We start from the raw sequence: 20,066 nt of genomic DNA, 5'->3' as shown, positions 1-20,066 counted from the left end.
GCCAAACGGACGGCCGAGACCGTCTGCCAGGCGATCGGCGAAATCCTCAACCGGACGACACCCGCCGAGTGCTCAAACTACTTCGCCAATGCAGGATACGACCGGAGATGACTTCATCCCGCTCTAGCAATTGGCCGGTGCCTACGCGACGTCGTCATCCACGGCGGGAGCGGGAGCGAAGCGGACGCGAAGACCCGAGGATCCATGCCGTGACCTTGGTCGAAGAATGCCGCCGAGCAGAATCCTGCACCGCTGCAACGCTCATAGATAACGGAATGGATTTTATGGTCTGCGCCGCGTCGCTTCGCTCCTTGCTCCGCCATAGAATGACGATGCGAGAAGCGTTTCGGCCAATCACGAAGGTAGGCGATCCGGCCGCCACTGCTTCAGCTTAATTGACCTCAAAACCCAGCTTCTGCCGCAGCCTCACCATCCGCTGGTCGGAGATGCGCAGGCGTTGCTCCCCGCCCTGTGCCACCCGGTTCAGCATGCTGAGCAGATCGTCCCGTTCGTGCGGCTCGAGGCGCTCGCGCAGGAACGGCGCCAGCTTGTCGATGACGATCGTGGTGTCGTCGACCTGCGCGGCCGCCCATTTGGCGTAGACGACGGCCTCGTCGGTTTTCTTAGGGTTGTCGGCAATCTGCGCGATCACCTCACGGATGACGGCTTCGCGCTGCGGCAGGATCGGGCCATGTTCCGAAACGATCGCGGTGATCAGCGTCGCGGCGGCCACGACCGGATCGTCGATCGCCGTCAGCGGCGAAAGTGCCGCCTGTTTGCGCAGCTTCTTGCGGCGGATATTGCCCTGCACGCGGCCGATAACGTCGGCGACCTCGCTGGCCGCCTCGTTCATCGCCTTCAGCCGGTACCACCAGATGGCCGCCACGCCGAGCAGGCCAAGCATAGCGAGCAGAAAAGGCATGCCGAATTCCCCCGAAACCGCGGCAACGATAGAAGAAGTACAGCATCGCTTCAACTCGCGACAATTGCGGCGATGAACAAACCGCTAATAGCTCCGGGTCATGACCCCGGTATGTCGTAGACAGCCCTGACCTCGACGGTGCCGAGCTCGGCCAGCGGAATGCCGTCTGCGATCGCCATCGCCTCGTCAAGATCCGCGGCCTCGACCATGACGAAGCCGAGCAGCTGTTCTTTCGTCTCGGCGAACGGCCCGTCGGTAACCAGCCGCTTGCCCTTGCGACGCCTGAGCGACTTCGACATCTTCACCGGCTGCAGCGCCTGCGCGATGATCAGCTTGCCTTGTCGATCGAGTCCCCTGTCATAGGCGAGCGAATCGGCGTCGAGCTTGGCGGATCGTTCCGGCGTGAGCGCGAAGAGGTCCTTTTCCTCGCCGTAGACCAGCAGGACATATTTCATTGTCAGTTCCCTTCCTGCGATGAACCATAGGAGGCGACCGCGATGCTGTCAGCCTTGCTTCTGGCCGCCGCATGATCGAGCAGGCATGCCGCAACCCCGATTATGGCCACGGCCGCCGCCAGCCGGCCGAGGCCGAAGGCCGGGGGATCCAGCCAGAACTCTTCCGGTCGCTGCACCCTTCGGCCGGGGCGCCTCCAAAGTGCGAAAAACAGATTGTCCATCTTCAACCTCCTTCGGCCCCGAACTTCGTGGCCGCCCCCAGGACGGTCCGGCCGCCGGGAAGTCGACATTTTTGCACGCGTTTTTTTCGAGAATTTTTTTGCGCGCGTCGACTTCGCGGGCACAATCGCGCCATGGTCTTCCGGCGCGCTCGCGCTATAGTTCAGCGGAACGCCGGCGCCCGCCGGCGCGAACCCCGACAAGCCAGGAGGACTTCATGGACCGCACCGCAAACGCCGTCTGGAAAGGCAATCTTAAAGAGGGCAAAGGCACGCTGGAGACGCAGAGCGGGACTCTGAAGGGCATACCCTATTCCTTCAAGGCGCGCTTCGAGGATGAGAGCGGCAAATCCGGCACCAATCCGGAAGAGCTGATCGCCGCCGCCCATGCCGGATGCTACGCCATGCAGCTGTCGCATTTCCTCGCCGATAACGGCACCCCGGCCACCGCGCTCGACTCCAAGGCTGTTGTGACACTGGTGCCCGGCACCGGCATAACCGGCAGCGCCATCACCCTGGTCGGCAAGGTCCCGGGCATCGATGCGGCAAAGTTCCAGGAACTGGCCGAGAAGGCCAAGGCCGAGTGCCCGGTCTCAAAGGCGCTCGGCGCCATCAAGGTCTCGCTCGACGCCAGGCTGGGCTGACTTAGACTGCGCGGGGCAGCGATCCGTCGCGCCCCTCTCTGCCCTGCCGGGCATCTCCCCCACGAGGGGGGAGATCGGATATTCGCGCCGGCTTTCGCCAATCACCGACGCCGCAGGAACGAGCGAGGCGCTGGAACTGCCAATCTCCCCCCTTTGTGGGGGAGATGTCCGGCAGGACAGAGGGGGGCGCTGTCCCGCCATCATCTCACGCTAGCCGCCCAGCGCCTCGATCTTCGCCCGCAACGAAGCAACCTCTTCCTCCAGAGCCCGCACCCGCGCTTCGAGATCGGACTCCGACGCCGCCGATTGCCAAGGCGCCGCCGCCGTGATTTCCACCGGCCCGCTCAAAAGATGCACGTAGCGCTCCTCGCGCTGGCCCGGTGCGCGCTCGAGCAGTTGCACCAGCGGCGGACGGCGGCCGATCATCAGGTCGAGATTGTCGCGAAGCTCTTCGATCGACCCGAAGCGCGCCATGCGCTCAGAACGGGCGAGCAGCTCATGCGCCGTCTGCGCGCCGCGCAGGAACAGCAGACCGACGATCGCGATCTGCGGCGTGGTCAGCGAAAAGCGCTGCGCCATCAGATGTTCGTAGCGCTCGACCCGCGAAGCAAAAGCCTGGCGCACCAGACCCTTCTGTTCGAGCGAGCTGAGCGCGCGCCTAACGTCGGTCAGTTCCAGCGCCATCACCGGCTCGCGCGCCGTCTTCTGGTTGGCGGCGGCATGCGCACCGTTGAGCGTCAGCGGATAGACATCCGGCGTCAGCTCCTTCTTCTCGATCAGTGAGCCGAGCACGCGGGCTTCGACAGGGGAGAGGGTGGGAAGATCGGTCATTGGGTTTGGCTTTTCGATAAAGTCGGTTCTCCGGGTACCGATTTTGACAGAAATCGGATCGCCGCGACAAGGCAGAACCTTCGGAACGTCGGCGGGACAGCGCCCCCCTCTGTCCTGCCGGACATCTCCCCCACTTGGGGGGAGATCAGCAGCTTCGCCGACGGCGCTCATCCTTCAACGTTGGCGATTGGCGAAAGCCGCGATGACAGCCAATCTCCCCACCCGTGGGGGAGATGGCCGGCAGGCCAGAGGGGGGCGCGAAGAATCGCTGCGTACGAACTTGAGCCGCTAAACTCTAGACGCGCCGCTCAACCATCATCTTCTTGATCTCCGCGATCGCCTTCGCCGGATTGAGCCCCTTCGGACAGGTTTGCGCGCAGTTCATGATGGTGTGACAGCGATAGAGGCGGAACGGATCCTCGAGATTGTCGAGCCGCTCGCCGGTCGCCTCATCACGGGAATCGATCAGCCAGCGATAGGCCTGCAGCAGCGTTGCCGGGCCGAGATAGCGCTCGCCGTTCCACCAGTAGCTCGGGCACGAGGTCGAGCAGCAGGCGCACAGGATGCACTCATAGAGCCCATCGAGCTTCTCGCGGTCTTCATGGCTTTGCAGCCATTCCTTGGCGGGCGTCGGCGAGACCGTCTTCAGCCAGGGCTCGATCGAGGCATGCTGGGCATAGAAGTTGGTAAGGTCGGGCACGAGGTCCTTGATCACCGGCATATGCGGCAGCGGATAGATCTTCACCGCGCCGGAAATGTCTTCGGCGCCCTTGGTGCAGGCGAGCGTGTTCGAGCCGTCGATGTTCATGGCGCAGGACCCGCAAATGCCTTCGCGGCAGGAGCGGCGCAGCGTCAGCGTCGGGTCGATCTTGTTCTTGATCCACAGCAGCGCGTCGAGCACCATCGGGCCGCAATCGTCCATGTCGACGAAATAAGTGTCCATGCGCGGATTCTCGTCGTCGTCCGGCGACCAGCGGTAGATGCGGTATTCGCGCAGATTGGTGGCGCCCTCCGGCTTCGGCCAGGTCTTGCCCTGCTGGACTTTCGAATTCTTGGGAAGCGTGAGTTCGACCATTACCTGCGGTCCTTTCGGATGACGAGCTTCAGCCCGGACCAGATTTCGTTGAGGGCCGCGACCTTGACGTCGACAAGGTCGCGCTTGAGCGCCTCGGCGCGGATGACGTCCTCGGTGACGTCGGTCGGCACGTTCGGAGCCTTCTTCAGCCAGGAGACCCAGACCATGCCGTCGCGCTTGATCGCCATCTCGATGCCGGCCAGGCCGTCCTCGATCTCGGCGCGCTGCCGGGTGAACGCGTGCACCGCATCGTATTTTCGGTTGCCCGAGATCGCCGACCAGTTGGGCAGCCGATCGACCCCGGCAAACGCGACGGCCCCAGCCAACTCGTCGAGCTCCGGCGGCAGCGCGATGAAGGCGGCGACCATGCCGTCCTTCAGGCCGAGCTTGGCCGGAAGGGGCGTGCCGGAATATCCCGCGGCCGCCAATGCCATGTCAGTAGACCCTGGCCTTTGGCGCGATCTTGGCCAGGCTGATGCCGCCATCCTTTTCCGCCAGCAGCGGGTCGGTGTGCACCGGGCGGTAGGAAAGCGTCACCTTGCCGGCCTCGCCGACGTGGGCCAGCGTGTGCTTGCGCCAGTTGGCGTCGTCGCGCGCCGAGAAATCCTCTCGCGCGTGCGCGCCGCGGCTCTCCTTGCGCGCCTCGGCGCCGTAGACCGTGGCGATGGCATTGACCATCAGGTTTTCGAGCTCCAGCGTCTCGACCAGGTCCGAGTTCCAGATCATCGAGCGGTCGAAGACCTTGACGTCCTTGAGCTCGCTCCAGATTTGAGAAACGCGCTGGCAGCCATTTTCCAGCGATTCCTGCGTGCGGAACACCGCCGCGTCTTCCTGCATCGCCCGCTGCATCTTTTCGCGCAGCGCCGCGGTCGGGGTCGAGCCGCTAGCGTGGCGCAGCTTGTCGAAGCGGTCCATGATCTTGTCGACCGATTCCTGATTGGGCGACGCAATCGCCGACTTGCGATCGATCACCTGGCCGGCGCGGATTGCGGCCGCGCGGCCGAACACGACGAGATCGATCAGCGAGTTGGAGCCGAGCCGGTTGGCGCCATGCACGGAGGCGCAGCCGGCCTCGCCCACCGCCATCAGGCCGGGCGACACGCGGTCGGGGTTGTCGAAGCTCGGGTTGAGCGCCTCGCCCCAATAATTGGTCGGCACGCCGCCCATATTGTAGTGGACCGTCGGCAGCACCGGGATCGGCTCCTTGGTCAGGTCGACGCCGGCGAAGATCTTGGCCGATTCGGAGATGCCCGGCAGCCGCTCGTGCAGCACCGCCGGATCGAGATGGTCGAGATGCAGGAAGATGTGGTCCTTGTTCTTGCCGACGCCGCGGCCCTCGCGGATCTCCAGCGTCATGCAGCGCGAGACCACGTCGCGCGAGGCGAGGTCCTTGGCCGACGGCGCGTAGCGCTCCATGAAGCGCTCACCCTCGGAATTGACGAGATAACCGCCCTCGCCGCGCGCGCCTTCGGTGATCAGGCAGCCGGCGCCATAGATGCCGGTCGGATGGAACTGCACGAACTCCATGTCCTGCAGTGGCAGCCCGGCCCGCGCGGCCATGCCGCCGCCGTCGCCGGTGCAGGTATGCGCCGAGGTGGCGGAGAAATAGGCGCGGCCATAGCCGCCGGTGGCCAGCACCACCATCTTTGCCGAGAAGCGGTGGATGGTGCCGTCGTCGAGATTCCACGCCACCACGCCGGTGCATGTGCCGTCCGGCTCCATGATCAGGTCGAGCGCGAAATACTCGATGAAGAACTGCGCGTTGTTCTTCAGCGACTGGCCGTAGAGCGTATGCAGGATGGCGTGGCCGGTGCGGTCGGCGGCGGCGCAGGTGCGCTGCACCGGCGGGCCGTCGCCATAATTCATCATGTGGCCGCCGAACGGACGCTGATAGATCTTGCCCTCTTCGGTACGCGAGAATGGCACGCCGTAATGCTCGAGCTCGTAGACGGCGGCCGGCGCCTCGCGCACCATGTATTCCATGGCGTCGACGTCGCCCAGCCAGTCCGAGCCCTTGACCGTGTCGTACATGTGCCACTGCCAGGAATCCGGGCCCATGTTGGAGAGCGAGGCGGCGATGCCGCCTTGCGCCGCGACCGTGTGCGAGCGCGTCGGGAATACTTTGGTGATGCAGGCGGTGCGCAGCCCCTGCTCGGCCATGCCGAGCGTGGCGCGCAACCCGGCGCCGCCGGCGCCGACGATCACCACATCGAATTTGTGATCGACAAAGGTGTAGGCCGAAGCCGTGCTGGCTGTGTTTGCGCTGGCCAAGACGTCAGCCTCCGAATGCGAGTTTGAGCAGAGCGAAGAGCGAGGCGACGCCGACTGCAATTGAGAAGAATGTGTTGAGGGCGATCAGCGCCAGCTTCATGCCCTCGCCATGCACATAGTCCTCGATGATGACCTGCATGCCGATCCGCATGTGGTAGAGCGCGGAAATCAGCACCAACGACAGCACCAGCGCCACGAAGGGGTTCGCGAGCGACGCCCGCACTTCCGCATAGCCGTGGCCGTTGAGGGCGATCAGGAAGCCGACGAAGAACAGGATGAGCGGGATATTGGCCACCGCCGTCAACCGCTGGCGCCAGAAATGGCCGGTACCCTCACGCGCCGAACCAAGGCCGCGAACCTTCCCGAGCGGCGTGCGCATGTCCGAATTCTTTGCGGTCATCAGAGTGCCCCCCGCGCCATGTAGCCCGCGATCCAGATCAAAAGCGTCAGCACGATCGAGCCGGCGAGCGTTGCCCATGCGATCCTCGAGGCGGTGTGTTTTTCGAGCCCGGCGCCGGTGTCCCAGACGAGATGGCGCAACCCGCCCAGCATGTGGTGCATCAGCGCCCAGGTGTAGCCGAACAGGATCAGCCGGCCGAGCCACGAGCCGAAGGCCCAGTTGATCCAGTCGAACGCAACCTGCGAACTCGACGCAGCGATCAGCCAGGCCGCCACTAGGAGCGTGCCGAAATAGAGCGCGCCGCCGGTGATGCGATGGATGATCGACATCGTCATCGTGATCGGGGGCCTGTAGATCGTCAGGTGCGGCGAAAGCGGCCGTTCACGTCTGGCAATTGCGCGGGTGGCTGGTGATTTGCTCATGGCTCCCCCAGATCGGCGTTCCTGAGCCGCGAAGGATGCGGCTTTTGCCGCACAACATAGGGCCTCGGATAGCGGGTTTCTAATGCGCTTTTTGCACCGCGTCAAAGCCGGAAAATCGTTTTGAAAACGTCATTTAGTCTGACAAAACGGGGAAATTCAGCTTCAATCGATTAGCGGCCGATCTGCAGCCGGCGCAACGTCGCTGCAGTGCAATAAGATCCGTTATCTTTTGCAGCTCTGCGGCGTCGACCCCTTCTTCATCACCAGCGCCTCGCGACCGTCGATCACGATTGCGTCATGCGTCGCCGCTTCCTGGTAGCGGCTGGTCTGGTTGGCGGGTGACGCTGGAAACACCTCGGCCGAGCCATCCGGCCCGAGCACACGCAGCGAAGAGCCGAGATTTTGGATGGTGATCATGCCGCCGTCGCCGCACCTGTAGATGGCCGTTCCGACGCCGGCTCGCGGCGTGGTCAAGTCGGTGGTGTTTTTGGTTGCGGGTGGCGAAGCTGTTGCCGATGCCTTGGGCGCTGCGGCAGCTCCGGCCCCGGGAGCGACGGGTTGGCTGGTTGGAACGGGCGAGACTGTTGGCAATAAAGTATTCGCCGCCTTCGGCACGCCGTCCTGCGGCACGCAGGCCGTAGCCGCAAGAAGCAGCGGAACAACGAGCGACACCCAAATCGCACGGCCAAACGTCATGTGCTGCCCCTTTCGTGCGCGGCACGCTAGCCACGCAATGCGCCCAGATCAAGCTCGCCTGGGTCAGACCGGGCCGGGGCGGGGCGATGGACGGAGTGGAGCCAAGGCGCCGAAATTAACCATGTTCATTAAGTTCCCCTCCTGAAGCCTGTCTGCCCCTTAACAAAGGTTAAGAAAAGGTTAATTTCCGATTCGCACGACGTTTGCAGGGCGATCCCGAGGGTCGCACCGTCCAAGGGAGAGCGACATGCGTTCGAATTCAGTGCGGGCAGGCCTGGCGGCCGCGACGCTGGCTGCACTTGCCACCGCCATTGCTGTGCCGGCCGAAGCCGGCCTGCGCCATCACGACCGCGTCTATGCCGATTCCTTCGGCAATCTCGTCATCGACAGCGCCGCCGGCTACAAGCGCATCATCGTCGGCGAGGGCCGGCACGCCAAGCAGCTCTCGAACTTCACCGGCGCCGGCCAGCCAGATGTCATCTACGATTCCGACGCTGCCGGCGCCCCGGGCTGCTACCAGCCTCCGGTCTTCATCAAGGGCCGTTCCTATATGTACGGCCTCTCCGACGGCGAGATGCCCAACCTCAGCCCCTGCCGCTGACCGCCGCCGGGAACTGCCGGCGCGCGGTCCCGAGCGAGACGCGAACGCAGTCGCGGCCGGCATTCTTGGCTGCGTAAAGCGCTTCGTCGGCGCGCCGCAGCAGATCTGAAAAATCCGCAGCCACGGCAAGCTCGGCGACGCCGAAGCTCGCGCTGCAGCGATGCTCGGCGGGCAGGCCCTCGATCGGCAGCCCGCCAAACGCGCTGCGCGCGCCTTCCGCGAACAATCGCGCGGCAGCGAGGTTGGTACCGGGCAGGATGATGGCGAATTCCTCGCCGCCGATGCGGCCGGCGACGTGATGCTCGGCCGCCGCCTCGCGCAGGAAGCCTGCGAACGTCTCGATGACACGATCGCCGCAGGCATGGCCGTAGCTGTCGTTGATCCTCTGAAGTGGTCGAGGTCGGCGATGACCAGCGCCACCGGTACGCCCCGGCGCACCGCATCCCGCAACGCCAGCTCGGCATGGCGTTCGAAACCGCCGCGGTTGAGGAGCCGCGACAGCGTGTCCGTCTCCGATTTCGACATCGCCTCGGCCAGCACGTCGCGCACCAGGATGGCGAGCGCGAGCAGCGCCAGCGCCAGACCGAACACGGTGCCAAGCGACTGCGACACCAGCGCATAACCCGTCTGCACATAGGATTGCGGATTGGCGCCCCAGCCGCCCAACGCGCCGGCGATGAAAGGCTTTGATGCGAACTGCAGGGCGCTTGCCGCGAGCACGAGCATCAGGAGGTGATCGAGCCGCTCGAGCCGCTGCCTGGAGGACAGCACGATGCCAAGCGCGGTGCACTGCATGGCCGCATAAGGAAGCTGATAGGCCAACATGCGGGTGAGCGAGTATCGCGGCAGGTCCTGCACCAGATAGACGGCGGCCGAGGCCACGGCCAGGAAGACCAGCATCGGCGCCCAGGGCGGCGTCACGCCATATTTGTGGGCAACCCCGCCGTTGAAGGCGATGGTCGCGCCGAGGAAGACAGCGAAGGCCATGACAACCGGCAGCCGGGCATCGGCAAAAGCGGGGATACTGAACTCGATGGCGAAATAGGCCATGCCGAGCAAATAGCCGAAAGCCAGCCAGCGCGCCGACACACGCCCGACGTCGTGGACGGCGATCGCCACGAAGGCCGCGGCCAACAGCCCGGCGACGACGAGATTGATCATCACGATGAAATCAGCGCTGCCCATGTTCCCTTCGAAGCCCCCCGGGCAGAAACCATCGACGGGCGAAAAACACGTTAACGCCGCATGCCTTCGGGCGGGGATGCTGGCTGTTGTCAGGTGCTCTGGAGTCTCCGATTTCAGCCGACGCTCACCGCTTCGGGCACGAAGGCGGTTTCGGGGCGCTCGTAGGAAAGGCGGACGCTGTCACGGCCATTCCTCTTGGCCTTGTAGAGCGCCTCGTCGGCGCGCCGCATCAGCGGCGCCAGACCTTCCGCGCCGCTGCGGGCCGCAACGCCGAAGCTCGCTGTCACCCTGGTGCCGGGCGGCAGGCCGTCGACGGCCCCGGCCGAATAGAAAGTGCGGATCGCTTCGGCGAAAAGGCGCGCCGCGGCGAGATCACTGAGCGGCAGAAGCACGGCGAACTCCTCGCCGCCGATGCGCCCCGCTGCGCCGCGCGCACCGGTGGCAAAGCGCAGCTTGGCAGCGAAATCGGCAATCACTCGGTCGCCCGCCTCATGTCCGTGCTGGTCATTGAGCGCCTTGAAGTGATCGAGGTCGGCAAGCACCAGCGCGACGGGAAACCCGGCCTTGGCGCATTGATCGAGCAGAAGTGCTGCCCGTTCCTGGAAGCCGCGGCGGTTGAGAAGGCCGGACAACGGGTCGGTGTGCGTCTCGGCCTTCAGTGCCTTCAGCACGTCGAGGGCGGCCGCCGTGAACAGGCAGAGCGCGATCAGAAGCGACAAAAGCGCGTGCGAGAGCAGCGCCGTCGTCCAGTAGGACGAGCCGTAGAAGCCGTCATAGCTTGGGAACGGTCCATGCGCGATGACGACGATCAGGGTACGGGCGGTGAAGTTCAGCGCGGAAAGCAGGGCCAGCGCGAATAGGATTTTCTCAGGGCCATTGTTGCGCACTGTCCTGAGCTCGACGGCGACGAGCAGGCTCAGGCCGCCGAAGCCGAAATTCATGCTGAGCACGCGCCAGGTAAGATCCGGCTGGACGAACATGAACCATGCGAAGGCTGCGAGCCCGCCGCCGGCCATGACACCGATGCCGAAATAGGGCACGCGCCGGCCGTAGCGCGCGATGATCGCGCCGGAAAGGCAGCAGGCGGCTATCGTGAAACATATGTTGGAGATCAGCTTGGTCGCCACGATGCCGAGCGGCAACGTGAAATATTGCAGCAGGAAACCCGACGCCGACAGGCAGTAGCTCGCCGCCAGCACCGCCAGATACGGACGATGGCGCTGATGGAACCACAGCACGAGGAACGCAGCGCCGAGCGCCAGCGCTATCGTCGGATTGAGCAGCGCTATGAGCAGACCGGTGTCCAACGGACCGTGACTTCCCCAAGTTACCCAAGGGGAGATGCTAGTCGGGAAGCACAAACAAGCGGTTAAGCGACGGCACGGAACAGCTCCGGGAGACCGGCGTTCTCAACACAAAACAGGAGAACGCCGATGGCCGGTACAATCACCCTGACCGAGCACGATGCGATCCGTTCCTGGGCGGCGGCGCGCGCCGGATTTCCGGCCATTGTCGACATTTCGCCCGAGGCCGGCACGCAACCCATGCTGCGCCTGGTTTTTGGCCAGAACGCCTATGAGGACGACGACCGCCCGGAGCGGCCTCCCAACGCCGGCGGCTACGAGCTGGTCGAATGGGACGAGTGGTTCAAGATTTTCGACGAGCAGCAACTGGCGCTGATCGTCGCTGCCGACGAGCCTGGCCGACGTGAGGAGTTCCACGAGATTATCCGGCTCGGCGACCGCTGAGCGACAAAAGGCCCGGAACGCGGTGCGCTCCGGGCCTTTGATCGCCTCCGCGGCAGGCCGTTACTTCCAGTCGCGGATATCGACGAAATGGCCGGCGATTGCCGCCGCCGCCGCCATGGCCGGGGAGACAAGATGGGTGCGGCCCTTAAAACCCTGCCGGCCCTCGAAATTGCGGTTCGAAGTCGAGGCGCAGCGCTCATGCGGCTTCAGCCGGTCGTCGTTCATCGCCAGGCACATCGAGCAGCCGGGCTCGCGCCAGTCGAAACCCGCGGCGACGAAGATCTTGTCGAGCCCTTCGGCTTCGGCTTGCTCCTTCACCAGGCCGGAGCCCGGCACGATCATGGCGTTCACGCGCGGATTGACCTTCTTGCCCTCGACAACCTTGGCGGCGGCGCGCAGGTCCTCGATGCGGCCATTGGTGCAGGACCCGATGAAGACGCGGTCGAGCGTGATGTCGGTGATCTTGGTTCCGGGCGTCAGCCCCATATAGTCGAGCGCGCGCAGCTTCGAGGAACGCTTGTTCTCGTCGGCGATGTCGGCCGGATTCGGCACGAAACCCTGCACCGAGACGACATCCTCGGGCGAGGAGCCCCAGGAGACGATCGGCGGCAGTTTTTGCGCATCGAGCACGACCACCTTGTCGAAATGCGCACCTTCGTCGGAATGCAGCGTCTTCCAGTAGGCAAGCGCGGCGTCCCAGGCGGCGCCCTTCGGCGCGCGCGGCTTGTCCTTCACATAGGCGAAGGTGGTCTCGTCCGGCGCGATCAAGCCGGCGCGCGCACCGCCTTCGATCGACATGTTGCAGATCGTCATGCGGCCTTCCATCGACAGCGAGCGGATCGCCTCGCCGGCATATTCGATGACGTAGCCGGTGCCGCCGGCGGTGCCGATCTCGCCGATGATGGCGAGGATGATGTCCTTGGCGGTAACGCCTTCCGGAAGCTGGCCGTCAACGCGCACCAGCATGTTCTTGGCCTTGCGCTGGATCAAGGTTTGCGTCGCCAGCACATGCTCGACTTCCGAAGTGCCGATGCCGTGCGCCAGCGCGCCGAACGCACCGTGCGTGGAGGTGTGGCTGTCGCCGCAGACAATGGTCATGCCGGGCAGCGTGAAGCCTTGCTCCGGCCCGATGATGTGGACGATGCCCTGGCGGACGTCGTTCTCCGAATAATATTCGATGCCGAAATCCTTGGCATTCTTGGCCAGCGCCTCGACCTGGATGCGGCTTTCCTCGTTCTTGATGCCGAACTTGCGCTCGGGCGAGGTCGGCACGTTGTGGTCGACCACGGCGAGCGTCTTCTCAGGATGGCGAACGTCTCGGCCGCTCATGCGCAGGCCTTCGAAGGCCTGCGGGCTGGTGACCTCGTGGACGAGGTGGCGGTCGATATAGAGCAGGCAGGTGCCGTCGTCCTGGCGGTCGACGACATGGTCGTCGAATATCTTGTCGTAGAGGGTGCGCGGTGCGCTCATGTGCGTAAATCCGTCGATATGAGAATGGCAAAAGCTGGCGCCGGGGCTTCTGACCGGCGAAGCGACCGGATCGGTCGCCTCAGCTAAGTCGGCTGGTGAGCGCGCCGCAGACGCGCGCGGCAAATCGCGACGGCAGGCGCTTCCTGTCCTGCAGCACGAAACCCTTATAGGCCGGATCGCTGAAAAGCTCTTCCATGGCGCTGCTCATATCAACGTTTTGGCTTTTCGGCAATTGCGGTAGCTTTGCCTTCTCCCCTTGTGGGAGAAGGGGAAGCCGCGCTCACAGCACCTCGAATACGAAAGTCTTCACCAGCGCGTCCGGGTCGCCGATCGCATAGCAGCGAAACCACGGACTTTCCTCGGCCAGCCGCCATTTCCTTGCCTGCCTGAGATCGTCGAACACCGCCTGGAAGCCACCGCTCTCAAAAACCTGGTCGCGCACTGTGAAGATGGCGTGGCCGCCGCTCTTCGTGATGCGCACGAGTTCGTGCAGGCCCTCGGCCGGCGCGTGGCCGATGGTGAAGACGCCGGTCGAGAAGAAGGCGCGGAAATGACTGTCGGGCCAGGGCAGCGGACCGCCGAGCATCGCCTTCTTCAGCTCGCCATAGGCATTGCGGCTGCCTGCGATCTTCAGCATGTCGTCTGAAAGGTCGAGACCGCAGATGTCGCCATAGCCCAGCGCTTCCAATGACGGCCCGGACAGGCCGGTGCCGCAGCCGGCGTCGAGCAGCGGGCCTTCGCCCGCCGGCACATGCCGCGCCACCCAGGCGGTGATAAGGAAGGGCAGCAGATAGCCGAGCGAGGCGGTCTCGCCGTCATAGGTCGCCGCCCATTCGGCATAGGCCTTGGCGAGCGCCTCCGGCGTCTCGGCCGAATAGACGGAGTCCAGCGCCGCATTGGGCTTGTCGAAATTCATGGGTCAGCTCCTGGACGTTACCAACCCAGCAAGCGTAGCGCGCTCTTGGCCCGGGGGCTATTGCTCATCCTGCCGTCGCAGCCGTTTCTCGAGCGCCCGCAGCGCCAGCGACAGGCCGACCGTCAAGATCAGATAGATATAGGCGACGATCGAATAAGTCTCGAAGAAGCGGAACGAGCCGGCGGCATAGACCTTGCCGATCTGGGTGATGTCGGCAACGCCCAGCACCGAGACCAGCGAGGAGTCCTTGACCATGGCGACGAAATCGTTGCCGAGCGGCGGCAGGATGGTGCGGATCGCCTGCGGAAAGACAATCAGCCGGAAGCGCTGCACGCGCGTCAGCCCGAGCGCCTTTGCCGCCTCGATCTGACCCTTCTCGACCGACAGGATGCCGGCCCGGAACACTTCCGAGATGAAGGCCGAATAGCCGATGGTCAGAGCCATTATGGCGCGCCACAGAAGCGAGATGTCGCGCACCAGGAGCTCGCCGATCCAGCCGGCGCTCTGCAGCGGCGCCGTCAGCGCGTTCCACGCCGCGACGAATGCCGGCGCCCCGGCAAAAGCGATCCAGAACAGCAGCACCAGGATCGGCACGCCGCGGATGATCTCGACATAGAAGCGCGCGATCTGGCGCAGCCATTGCGACCCCGACAAGGCCATCAGCGCGATGCCGAGTCCAAGCGCCGAGGCCAGCGCGAAGCCGACCACGGTGACGAAGACGGTGATGCCGATGCCCTTGGCGACGGTGGCGAAGACCTCGGCGTAAAGGTCGCTGGCGGCGATGGCCAGCGCCGCGGCGAGCGCCAGAACGGCCGCTGCGGCCAGCCACCAAGGGAATTCGGATTTGGCGGTGGACGTCGTGGCGGACATCAGGATGTGCCGCCAGCATCGTTGCGAAGGCCGCGTTCCGGCACAGCCCCCTCTGCGCTGCCGGGCATCTCCCCCGCAGGCAGGAAGATCAGCAGCTTTGTCGCCGGCGCTCTTCTTGCAACGTCGGCGATTTGCGAAAGCGAAGGCGACAGCCAATCTCCCCCTTTGCGGGGGAGATGTCCGGTAGGACAGAGGGGGGTGGGAAGGAATGAGACTTTCGCGGTTTTCCGCCCGCCGCCGTCGCCGATCATTCGCAGCAAAGGAGCCTACTGCCCCATCTTGTAGTCGAGGAACCACTTCTTGTTCAGCGCATCGAGCGTGCCATCGGCCTTGAGCGCGGCGATCGCGGCGTTGACCGGCTTCACCAGGTCGGAGCCCTTGGGGAAGATGAAGCCGAAATCCTCGCTGCCGAGCGGCCCGCCGATCTGCTTCAGCTTGCCTTCGGAGGCATCGACATAGCCCTTGCCGGCGGTGCCGTCGGTCAGCACCACGTCGACATCGCCGGACTTCAGCGCCTGCACGCTGGCGCCGAAGGTCTCGAACAATTTTATGCGCGGGTTCTGCTCATTGCCGTCGAGCACGCTGTAGACGGCGGTGTAGAAGGGCGTCGTGCCGGCTTGCGCGCCGATCAGCCCGTCCTTGAAGGCGGCAAAGCTCTTGGCGTCGGTGAAGCGGCTCTCGTCGCCGCGCACCAGCATGAACTGTTCCGATCGCATGTAAGGGTCCGAGAAGTCGACCTTCGCCTTGCGCTCGTCCTTGATGGTGATGCCTGTCATGCCGATATTGTACTGGTTGTCGGAAACGGCCTGGATCATCGCGTCCCAGGAGGTGTTCTGGTACTCGACCTTGAAATTCAGCCGCTTGGCGATCTCATCCATCGCGTCATATTCCCAGCCGATCTGCTTGCCGGTCTTCTTGTCGATGAACTGCAGCGGCGGGTAAGCGTTTTCGGTCACCACCACGACCTTTCTGCCGCCGAGATCGGGCAGCGTGTCGGCGAGCGCCGCAGCGGGCGCGAGAAGGCAGGCCAATAGGCCGGCCAGCAGCAGTTTCGACTTGATCATGACGAACTCCCGAACGTGACTGGCGGCGCTACGCTCGCCCAAGAGAAAAACCGGCGCCGACTTTAGCTTTCCGCAAGCGCCTTGCAAGCCGATCCGCTGCATCGATAAGCGCCAAAGCGGATTCCCATGCTCTGATCGGCACGCTTCCCGAACCCAGCCTGCGACGGACCATCCCGCGGAATCCGCGACCGCTTCGCGCAACCCGGCGACCAGCCGGGTCGGCGTGCCATGCAGGGCTTTCAGCTCGGCGCGTTCCGGCGGCATGCTGCAGGCAAGCGCCGCTTGCACATCCAAACGAAAAAGGCGGCCGAAGCCGCCTTTCCAAAACAATCTGCGGAAGCGCCTTATTCGGCCGACGCAGACTCCGCAGCCTTCTTCTCGGCGGCGTCCTGCGCGGCTTTCTCCGCAGCCAGCGCCTCGGCGGCGGCGACCTTCTCGGCCTCGATGCGGGCGCGTTCGGCGTTCAGCGCATCACGCTCTTCATCGTTCAGCTTGCGGGCGCGCACGCCGGTGTTTTCCGAAATGCGGGCCGACTTGCCGCGACGGTCGCGCAGGTAATAGAGCTTGGCGCGGCGCACCTTGCCACGCCGCACGATCTCGACGCCTTCGACCATCGGCGAGTAGACCGGGAACACGCGCTCGACGCCTTCGCCGTAGGAAATCTTGCGGACGGTGAAATTCTCCTGGAAGCCGGAGCCGGAACGGGCGATGACGACGCCCTCATAAGCCTGGACGCGGGTGCGGCTGCCTTCGGTGACGCGCACCTGGACGCGCACAGTGTCGCCAGGCTGGAATTCGGGCAGCTTGCGCTTGGCTTCGATCTTGGCGGCCTGCTCGGCCTCGAGCTGACGGATGAGATCCATCTCAAATATCCACTTCTTGTTCTTCCGACAGCCAGAGCGTCCTCGACTTGCCTTGCAGTTCCAACGACCGCTCGGCTATGTCCTTTGCCCAGACATTCAAATCGGGGGCATCGGACAGGGACGGCTACACCGCCATTTGTTGACGGGTCCGGAAGATCGTTCTTCCGGTTCGGGCGGCGACATACAGCTATTTCGGCGCTTTGTCACGCCTTTGACGCCTAATTTTTGAAAACTATGGCCTCATCATATTGCCGCCGTGCCGGGTTGCGCGCGCCATGCAAGCTTTCTAAGTCGGAGAAAGCTATTTCCCAGGCCTCGCTCGATGACATTCTTCGATGCCGTCCTGCTCTTCTTCGCGGGCTTTGTCTCGGGCGCGGTGAACGCCGTCGCCGGCGGGGGCACTTTCGTCACCTTCGGTGCCATGACGCTGGTCGGCCTGCCGCCGATCGTTGCCAACGCAACGTCCTCGGTGACACAGTTTCCGGGCTACATCACCTCGACGCTCGCCTATCTCGACGACATCAGACATTTCTGGCGCCAGGCGCTTGTGCTCTGCGTGATATCCGGCTTCGGCGCGCTGGCCGGTTCGCTCATTCTGCTGGCGCTCTCCAACACGTCCTTCCGTGCGCTTGTGCCCTGGCTGCTGATCGCCGCGACCGCCCTGTTCGCGGCCGGTCCGTGGCTGAAGCCGGCGGCCGGACCGGAGCACCAAGCCTCGCTCGGCTCGCTCGCGGGGTCGCTGGCGCAGTTCCTGACCTCGGTCTATGGCGGTTTCTTCGGCGCCGGCATGGGCGTGATGATGCTTGCCACCCTCGGCCTGACGCAGGCCGGCGACTACCACAAGCTCAATGCGTTGAAGAACATGCTGGCGGTGGTCATCGCGGCGATCGCCATCCTGGTTTTCGTTTCGGGCGGCGTCGTCGCCTGGCCGCAGGCGATCGTCATGATCCCCGGCGGGGCGCTGGGCGGCTATGCCGGGGTGTGGATCGCCAGGCGCGTGCCGCAAGGCGTCGTGCGCGGCTTCGTCGTCGGCGTCGGCCTGTTTCTGGCCTTTTATTACCTCACCAAGGGCTGAGCACCCGCCAGCAGATCGGGCCGGCGCTCCCGCGTCAGCTTCTCCGCCTCGGCACGACGCCACGCGGCGATCTTCTTGTGATTGCCGGAGGTCAGCACTTCGGGGATTTGCCTGCCCTCGAACTCCTGCGGCCGCGTGTAATGCGGATGCTCGAGCAGGCCGTTCTCAAAGCTTTCTTCCTCGCCCGAGACGGCGTTGCCCATCACCCCCGGCAGCAGCCGCACCACCGCATCGAGCAGCACCAGTGCCGCCGGCTCGCCGCCCGACAGGATGAAATCGCCGATCGAGACTTCCTCCAGACCGCGCGCCTCGATCAGCCGCTGGTCGACGCCCTCGAACCGGCCGCACAGGATGACGGCACCCGGCCCGGCGGCGAGCTCGCGCACCCGGGCCTGCGTCAGCGGTTTTCCACGCGGGCTCATCAGCAGCCTTGGACGTTCATCGCCCTGCGGCGAAACGTGGTCGATCGCCCTGGCCAGCACGTCGGCGCGCATCACCATGCCGGCGCCGCCGCCGGCCGGCGTATCGTCGACGGTGCGATGCCGGTCAGTGGCGAAATCGCGGATCTGGATCGCTTCCAGCGACCAGGTGCCGGCTTCCAGCGCCCGGCCGGCGAGCGAAAGCCCAAGCGCACCCGGAAACATCTCCGGATAGAGCGTCAGCACCGAGGCGGCAAAGCTCACCGGTTGCCCCCGGCGTCCTTCGGTCCGCGCGGCCGGCCCTTCGGGTCGAAACCGGGCCGCCCGGCGGCTTCGCTATCCTCGTCCTCGACCAGCCCCGCCGCCAGGGGATCGACCTGAACGAAGCCGTCGGCGATCGACACATGCGGCACCGCGGCTTGCGTGAACGGGATCAGCACGCCCTTGCGGCCCGCGAGCGTGACGTCGAGTATGTCGCCGCCGCCGAAATTATGCACGGCGACGACCCTGCCGATGACGCCGGTATCGTCCCTCACCTCAAGGCCGATGAGGTCGGCATGGTAGAACTCGTCCTCCTCGCCGTCGTCCGGCAGCACCGAACGGTCGACGAACAGCTCCGTGCCGGCAAGCGCCTCGGCCGTGTTGCGGTCGCTGACGCCCTTGAAGCGCACCACCACGACCGTGCCGGCCGGCCGGATGTCGAGGATCTGGAAGGCTCGGCCATCCTTGGCATGCAGCGGCCCGTAGTCGGCGAGCGCCAGCGGATCGCCGGTGAAGGTTTTCACCCGCAACTCGCCCTTGATGCCGTGCGCGGCGCCGATCACGGCCATCTGTACAGGGTTCTCGAGCTTCGACATCGGCATCACTTCCTTTGCCCTGCTCTAACCCTCTGAAGCCGCCATTTCAATGATCGGCTCTTCACCGCTTCCTAACCTGACTGCCCGAAAATGCTGGCATGCAGGAATTCCTAATCCCGGCAAAACCCGACCTCCAGGCGGCGCGCGAGAGCTGGCTCAAGATGCTGGCGCGGGAGCGCCGGCTGTCGCCCGAAACGGTCGAAGCCTATGAGCGCGACACGCGCCAGTTCCTGCATTTTCTGACCGGGCATTGCGGCGGCCCGCCCGGCATCTCCGATATCGCCGACCTGCGGCCGGCCGACCTGCGCGGCTTCCTCGCCGCGCGCCGCAACAGCGGCGCCGGCGCCCGCACGCTCGGCCGCGGCTTGGCCGGAATCCGTTCGCTGCTGCGCTTTCTCGAAAAGCGCGGTCTCGTCAACGCGGCGGGTGCGGCCGCGCTGCGCGCGCCGCGCCAGCCGAAATCGCTACCGAAACCGCTGACGGCGAGCGATGCCAAGCAGGTCGTGACTGTCGAGGGCCAACTGGCGGAGGAACCCTGGATCGCCGCCCGCAACGCCGCCGTGCTGACGCTGCTCTACGGCTCCGGCCTGCGCATCTCGGAAGCGCTGGGCTTGGCCGGGGCCGATCTCGCCACTGAGGCTGACACGGTCCTGCGCATCACCGGCAAGGGCGGCAAGACAAGGCTGGTGCCGGTGCTGCCGGTGGCGCTCAGGGCGGTCGCCGAATACCGGCGGCTGTGTCCCTTCCACATCGATCCGAAAGAGCTGCTGTTCCGCGGCGCTCGCGGCGGCCCGCTCAATCCGGCCATCGTCCAGCGCGAGATGGCGAAGCTGCGCTCGGCCCTCAACCTGCCGGAAACCGCAACGCCGCATGCCTTGCGCCATTCCTTCGCCACGCATCTGCTCGGCCGTGGCGGCGACCTGCGCACCATCCAGGAACTGCTCGGCCATGCCAGCCTGTCGACCACCCAGGTCTATACCGGCGTCGATACGGCAAGGCTGCTCGACATCTACGACCGGGCGCATCCAAGGGCGTGAAGCGTTTGGCGAAGCCGCCCCGCTTCC

Annotated in this window: 23 protein-coding genes and 1 pseudogene; 5 read left to right on the top strand and 19 right to left on the bottom strand. The window is 64.9% G+C overall.

Annotated elements, in window-relative coordinates; translation table 11 throughout:
• Positions 1-391: 391 nt before the first annotated feature.
• The 3 genes from A9K71_RS06250 to A9K71_RS06240 form a co-directional block, all read right to left on the bottom strand.
• Positions 392-922, bottom strand: a complete 531-nt coding sequence (locus A9K71_RS06250) for a hypothetical protein (protein WP_066991877.1) — start codon at positions 920-922, stop codon at positions 392-394.
• A gap of 98 nt (positions 923-1,020) precedes the next feature.
• Positions 1,021-1,377 carry a YciI family protein gene (locus tag A9K71_RS06245; protein WP_066991875.1) on the bottom strand — a complete coding sequence of 119 codons (357 nt, stop codon included), beginning with the start codon at positions 1,375-1,377 and terminating at the stop codon, positions 1,021-1,023.
• 2 nt (positions 1,378-1,379) lie between these two features.
• The gene (locus tag A9K71_RS06240) at positions 1,380-1,598 is read right to left on the bottom strand and encodes a hypothetical protein (protein WP_066991872.1); all 219 of its coding nucleotides are present in this window, start codon (positions 1,596-1,598) and stop codon (positions 1,380-1,382) included.
• Positions 1,599-1,813: 215 nt separating this feature from the next.
• Here A9K71_RS06240 and A9K71_RS06235 point away from each other — a divergent pair, with 215 nt between their 5' ends.
• Positions 1,814-2,239 carry an OsmC family protein gene (locus A9K71_RS06235; RefSeq protein WP_066991942.1) on the top strand — a complete coding sequence of 142 codons (426 nt, stop codon included), beginning with the start codon at positions 1,814-1,816 and terminating at the stop codon, positions 2,237-2,239.
• A gap of 210 nt (positions 2,240-2,449) precedes the next feature.
• Here the strand turns inward: A9K71_RS06235 and A9K71_RS06230 are convergent, their stop codons facing one another.
• From A9K71_RS06230 to A9K71_RS32995, 7 genes are all read right to left on the bottom strand, one after another.
• Complete coding sequence (locus tag A9K71_RS06230; protein WP_066991869.1) at positions 2,450-3,070, bottom strand: DUF480 domain-containing protein; 621 nt, start codon at positions 3,068-3,070, stop codon at positions 2,450-2,452.
• 295 nt (positions 3,071-3,365) lie between these two features.
• Positions 3,366-4,145 carry a succinate dehydrogenase iron-sulfur subunit gene (locus A9K71_RS06225; RefSeq protein ID WP_066991866.1) on the bottom strand — a complete coding sequence of 260 codons (780 nt, stop codon included), beginning with the start codon at positions 4,143-4,145 and terminating at the stop codon, positions 3,366-3,368.
• Positions 4,145-4,579, bottom strand: coding sequence for a DUF3052 domain-containing protein (locus A9K71_RS06220; RefSeq protein ID WP_066991863.1), 435 nt, complete (start codon positions 4,577-4,579; stop codon positions 4,145-4,147). Before A9K71_RS06220 ends, A9K71_RS06225 begins: the two co-directional genes overlap by 1 nt.
• Before the next feature lies 1 nt (position 4,580).
• Entirely contained in the window at positions 4,581-6,416 is a 1,836-nt protein-coding gene (gene sdhA, locus A9K71_RS06215) for a succinate dehydrogenase flavoprotein subunit (RefSeq protein WP_066991860.1), read from the bottom strand.
• 4 nt (positions 6,417-6,420) lie between these two features.
• Positions 6,421-6,816 carry a succinate dehydrogenase, hydrophobic membrane anchor protein gene (sdhD, locus tag A9K71_RS06210; RefSeq protein ID WP_066991857.1) on the bottom strand — a complete coding sequence of 132 codons (396 nt, stop codon included), beginning with the start codon at positions 6,814-6,816 and terminating at the stop codon, positions 6,421-6,423.
• Positions 6,816-7,238 carry a succinate dehydrogenase, cytochrome b556 subunit gene (gene sdhC / locus A9K71_RS06205; RefSeq protein WP_066991855.1) on the bottom strand — a complete coding sequence of 141 codons (423 nt, stop codon included), beginning with the start codon at positions 7,236-7,238 and terminating at the stop codon, positions 6,816-6,818. Before sdhC ends, sdhD begins: the two co-directional genes overlap by 1 nt.
• A gap of 222 nt (positions 7,239-7,460) precedes the next feature.
• On the bottom strand, positions 7,461-7,655 hold the full coding sequence (locus A9K71_RS32995; RefSeq protein ID WP_336619659.1) for a hypothetical protein: 195 nt from the start codon (positions 7,653-7,655) through the stop codon (positions 7,461-7,463).
• A 526-nt stretch (positions 7,656-8,181) separates the two neighbouring features.
• On the opposite strand from A9K71_RS32995, the gene A9K71_RS06195 reads away from it, so the two are divergent.
• Positions 8,182-8,535: a hypothetical protein gene (locus A9K71_RS06195; RefSeq protein WP_066991849.1), complete on the top strand. Its 354-nt coding sequence runs from the start codon at positions 8,182-8,184 to the stop codon at positions 8,533-8,535.
• Here A9K71_RS06195 and A9K71_RS06190 read toward each other — a convergent pair.
• Both A9K71_RS06190 and A9K71_RS06185 read right to left on the bottom strand, forming a co-directional pair.
• Positions 8,519-9,720, bottom strand: a pseudogene (locus A9K71_RS06190) (GGDEF domain-containing protein). The gene A9K71_RS06195 and the pseudogene A9K71_RS06190 sit on opposite strands and share 17 nt — an antisense overlap.
• A 113-nt stretch (positions 9,721-9,833) precedes the next feature.
• Complete coding sequence (locus A9K71_RS06185; RefSeq protein ID WP_066991846.1) at positions 9,834-11,027, bottom strand: GGDEF domain-containing protein; 1,194 nt, start codon at positions 11,025-11,027, stop codon at positions 9,834-9,836.
• A gap of 126 nt (positions 11,028-11,153) precedes the next feature.
• Between A9K71_RS06185 and A9K71_RS06180 the strand changes: the two genes are divergently transcribed.
• Entirely contained in the window at positions 11,154-11,468 is a 315-nt protein-coding gene (locus A9K71_RS06180) for a hypothetical protein (RefSeq protein ID WP_066991843.1), read from the top strand.
• Between the two features lie 60 nt (positions 11,469-11,528).
• On the opposite strand, the gene leuC is transcribed toward A9K71_RS06180, so the two are convergent.
• The 5 genes from leuC to rplS all read right to left on the bottom strand — a co-directional run bounded on the left by leuC (position 11,529) and on the right by rplS (position 16,651).
• A complete protein-coding gene (leuC, locus tag A9K71_RS06175; protein ID WP_066991840.1) occupies positions 11,529-12,938 on the bottom strand; it encodes a 3-isopropylmalate dehydratase large subunit in 1,410 nt (469 codons plus the stop codon).
• Positions 12,939-13,218: 280 nt separating this feature from the next.
• Positions 13,219-13,854, bottom strand: a complete 636-nt coding sequence (locus A9K71_RS06170; protein WP_066991837.1) for a class I SAM-dependent methyltransferase — start codon at positions 13,852-13,854, stop codon at positions 13,219-13,221.
• 57 nt (positions 13,855-13,911) lie between these two features.
• The gene (locus A9K71_RS06165; protein ID WP_066991834.1) at positions 13,912-14,724 is read right to left on the bottom strand and encodes an amino acid ABC transporter permease; all 813 of its coding nucleotides are present in this window, start codon (positions 14,722-14,724) and stop codon (positions 13,912-13,914) included.
• A gap of 266 nt (positions 14,725-14,990) precedes the next feature.
• Positions 14,991-15,788: a transporter substrate-binding domain-containing protein gene (locus A9K71_RS06160; RefSeq protein WP_066991938.1), complete on the bottom strand. Its 798-nt coding sequence runs from the start codon at positions 15,786-15,788 to the stop codon at positions 14,991-14,993.
• A 344-nt stretch (positions 15,789-16,132) separates the two neighbouring features.
• Positions 16,133-16,651, bottom strand: coding sequence for a 50S ribosomal protein L19 (rplS, locus tag A9K71_RS06155; RefSeq protein WP_040974610.1), 519 nt, complete (start codon positions 16,649-16,651; stop codon positions 16,133-16,135).
• Between the two features lie 322 nt (positions 16,652-16,973).
• Here rplS and A9K71_RS06150 point away from each other — a divergent pair, with 322 nt between their 5' ends.
• Positions 16,974-17,726, top strand: a complete 753-nt coding sequence (locus A9K71_RS06150) for a sulfite exporter TauE/SafE family protein (protein WP_066991831.1) — start codon at positions 16,974-16,976, stop codon at positions 17,724-17,726.
• Here the strand turns inward: A9K71_RS06150 and trmD are convergent.
• Both trmD and rimM read right to left on the bottom strand, forming a co-directional pair.
• Positions 17,708-18,409 (bottom strand): tRNA (guanosine(37)-N1)-methyltransferase TrmD, encoded by a 702-nt coding sequence (gene trmD, locus A9K71_RS06145; RefSeq protein ID WP_066991828.1) that lies wholly within the window; start codon positions 18,407-18,409, stop codon positions 17,708-17,710. The two genes, A9K71_RS06150 and trmD, sit on opposite strands and share 19 nt — an antisense overlap.
• Positions 18,406-19,002, bottom strand: coding sequence for a ribosome maturation factor RimM (gene rimM / locus A9K71_RS06140; RefSeq protein ID WP_066991935.1), 597 nt, complete (start codon positions 19,000-19,002; stop codon positions 18,406-18,408). The genes trmD and rimM overlap by 4 nt, the downstream gene beginning before the upstream one ends.
• A gap of 98 nt (positions 19,003-19,100) precedes the next feature.
• Between rimM and A9K71_RS06135 the strand changes: the two genes are divergently transcribed.
• Entirely contained in the window at positions 19,101-20,039 is a 939-nt protein-coding gene (locus A9K71_RS06135; protein WP_066991826.1) for a tyrosine recombinase XerC, read from the top strand.
• Positions 20,040-20,066 lie beyond the last annotated feature (27 nt).

Origin of the sequence: Mesorhizobium sp. WSM3873 (assembly GCF_001672445.1) — a bacterium.
In the GTDB taxonomy this organism is placed as follows: Bacteria; Pseudomonadota; Alphaproteobacteria; order Rhizobiales; family Rhizobiaceae; genus Mesorhizobium.
Note: the sequence above shows the minus strand (reverse complement) of the source record. Positions and strands in the feature narration are given on the sequence as shown.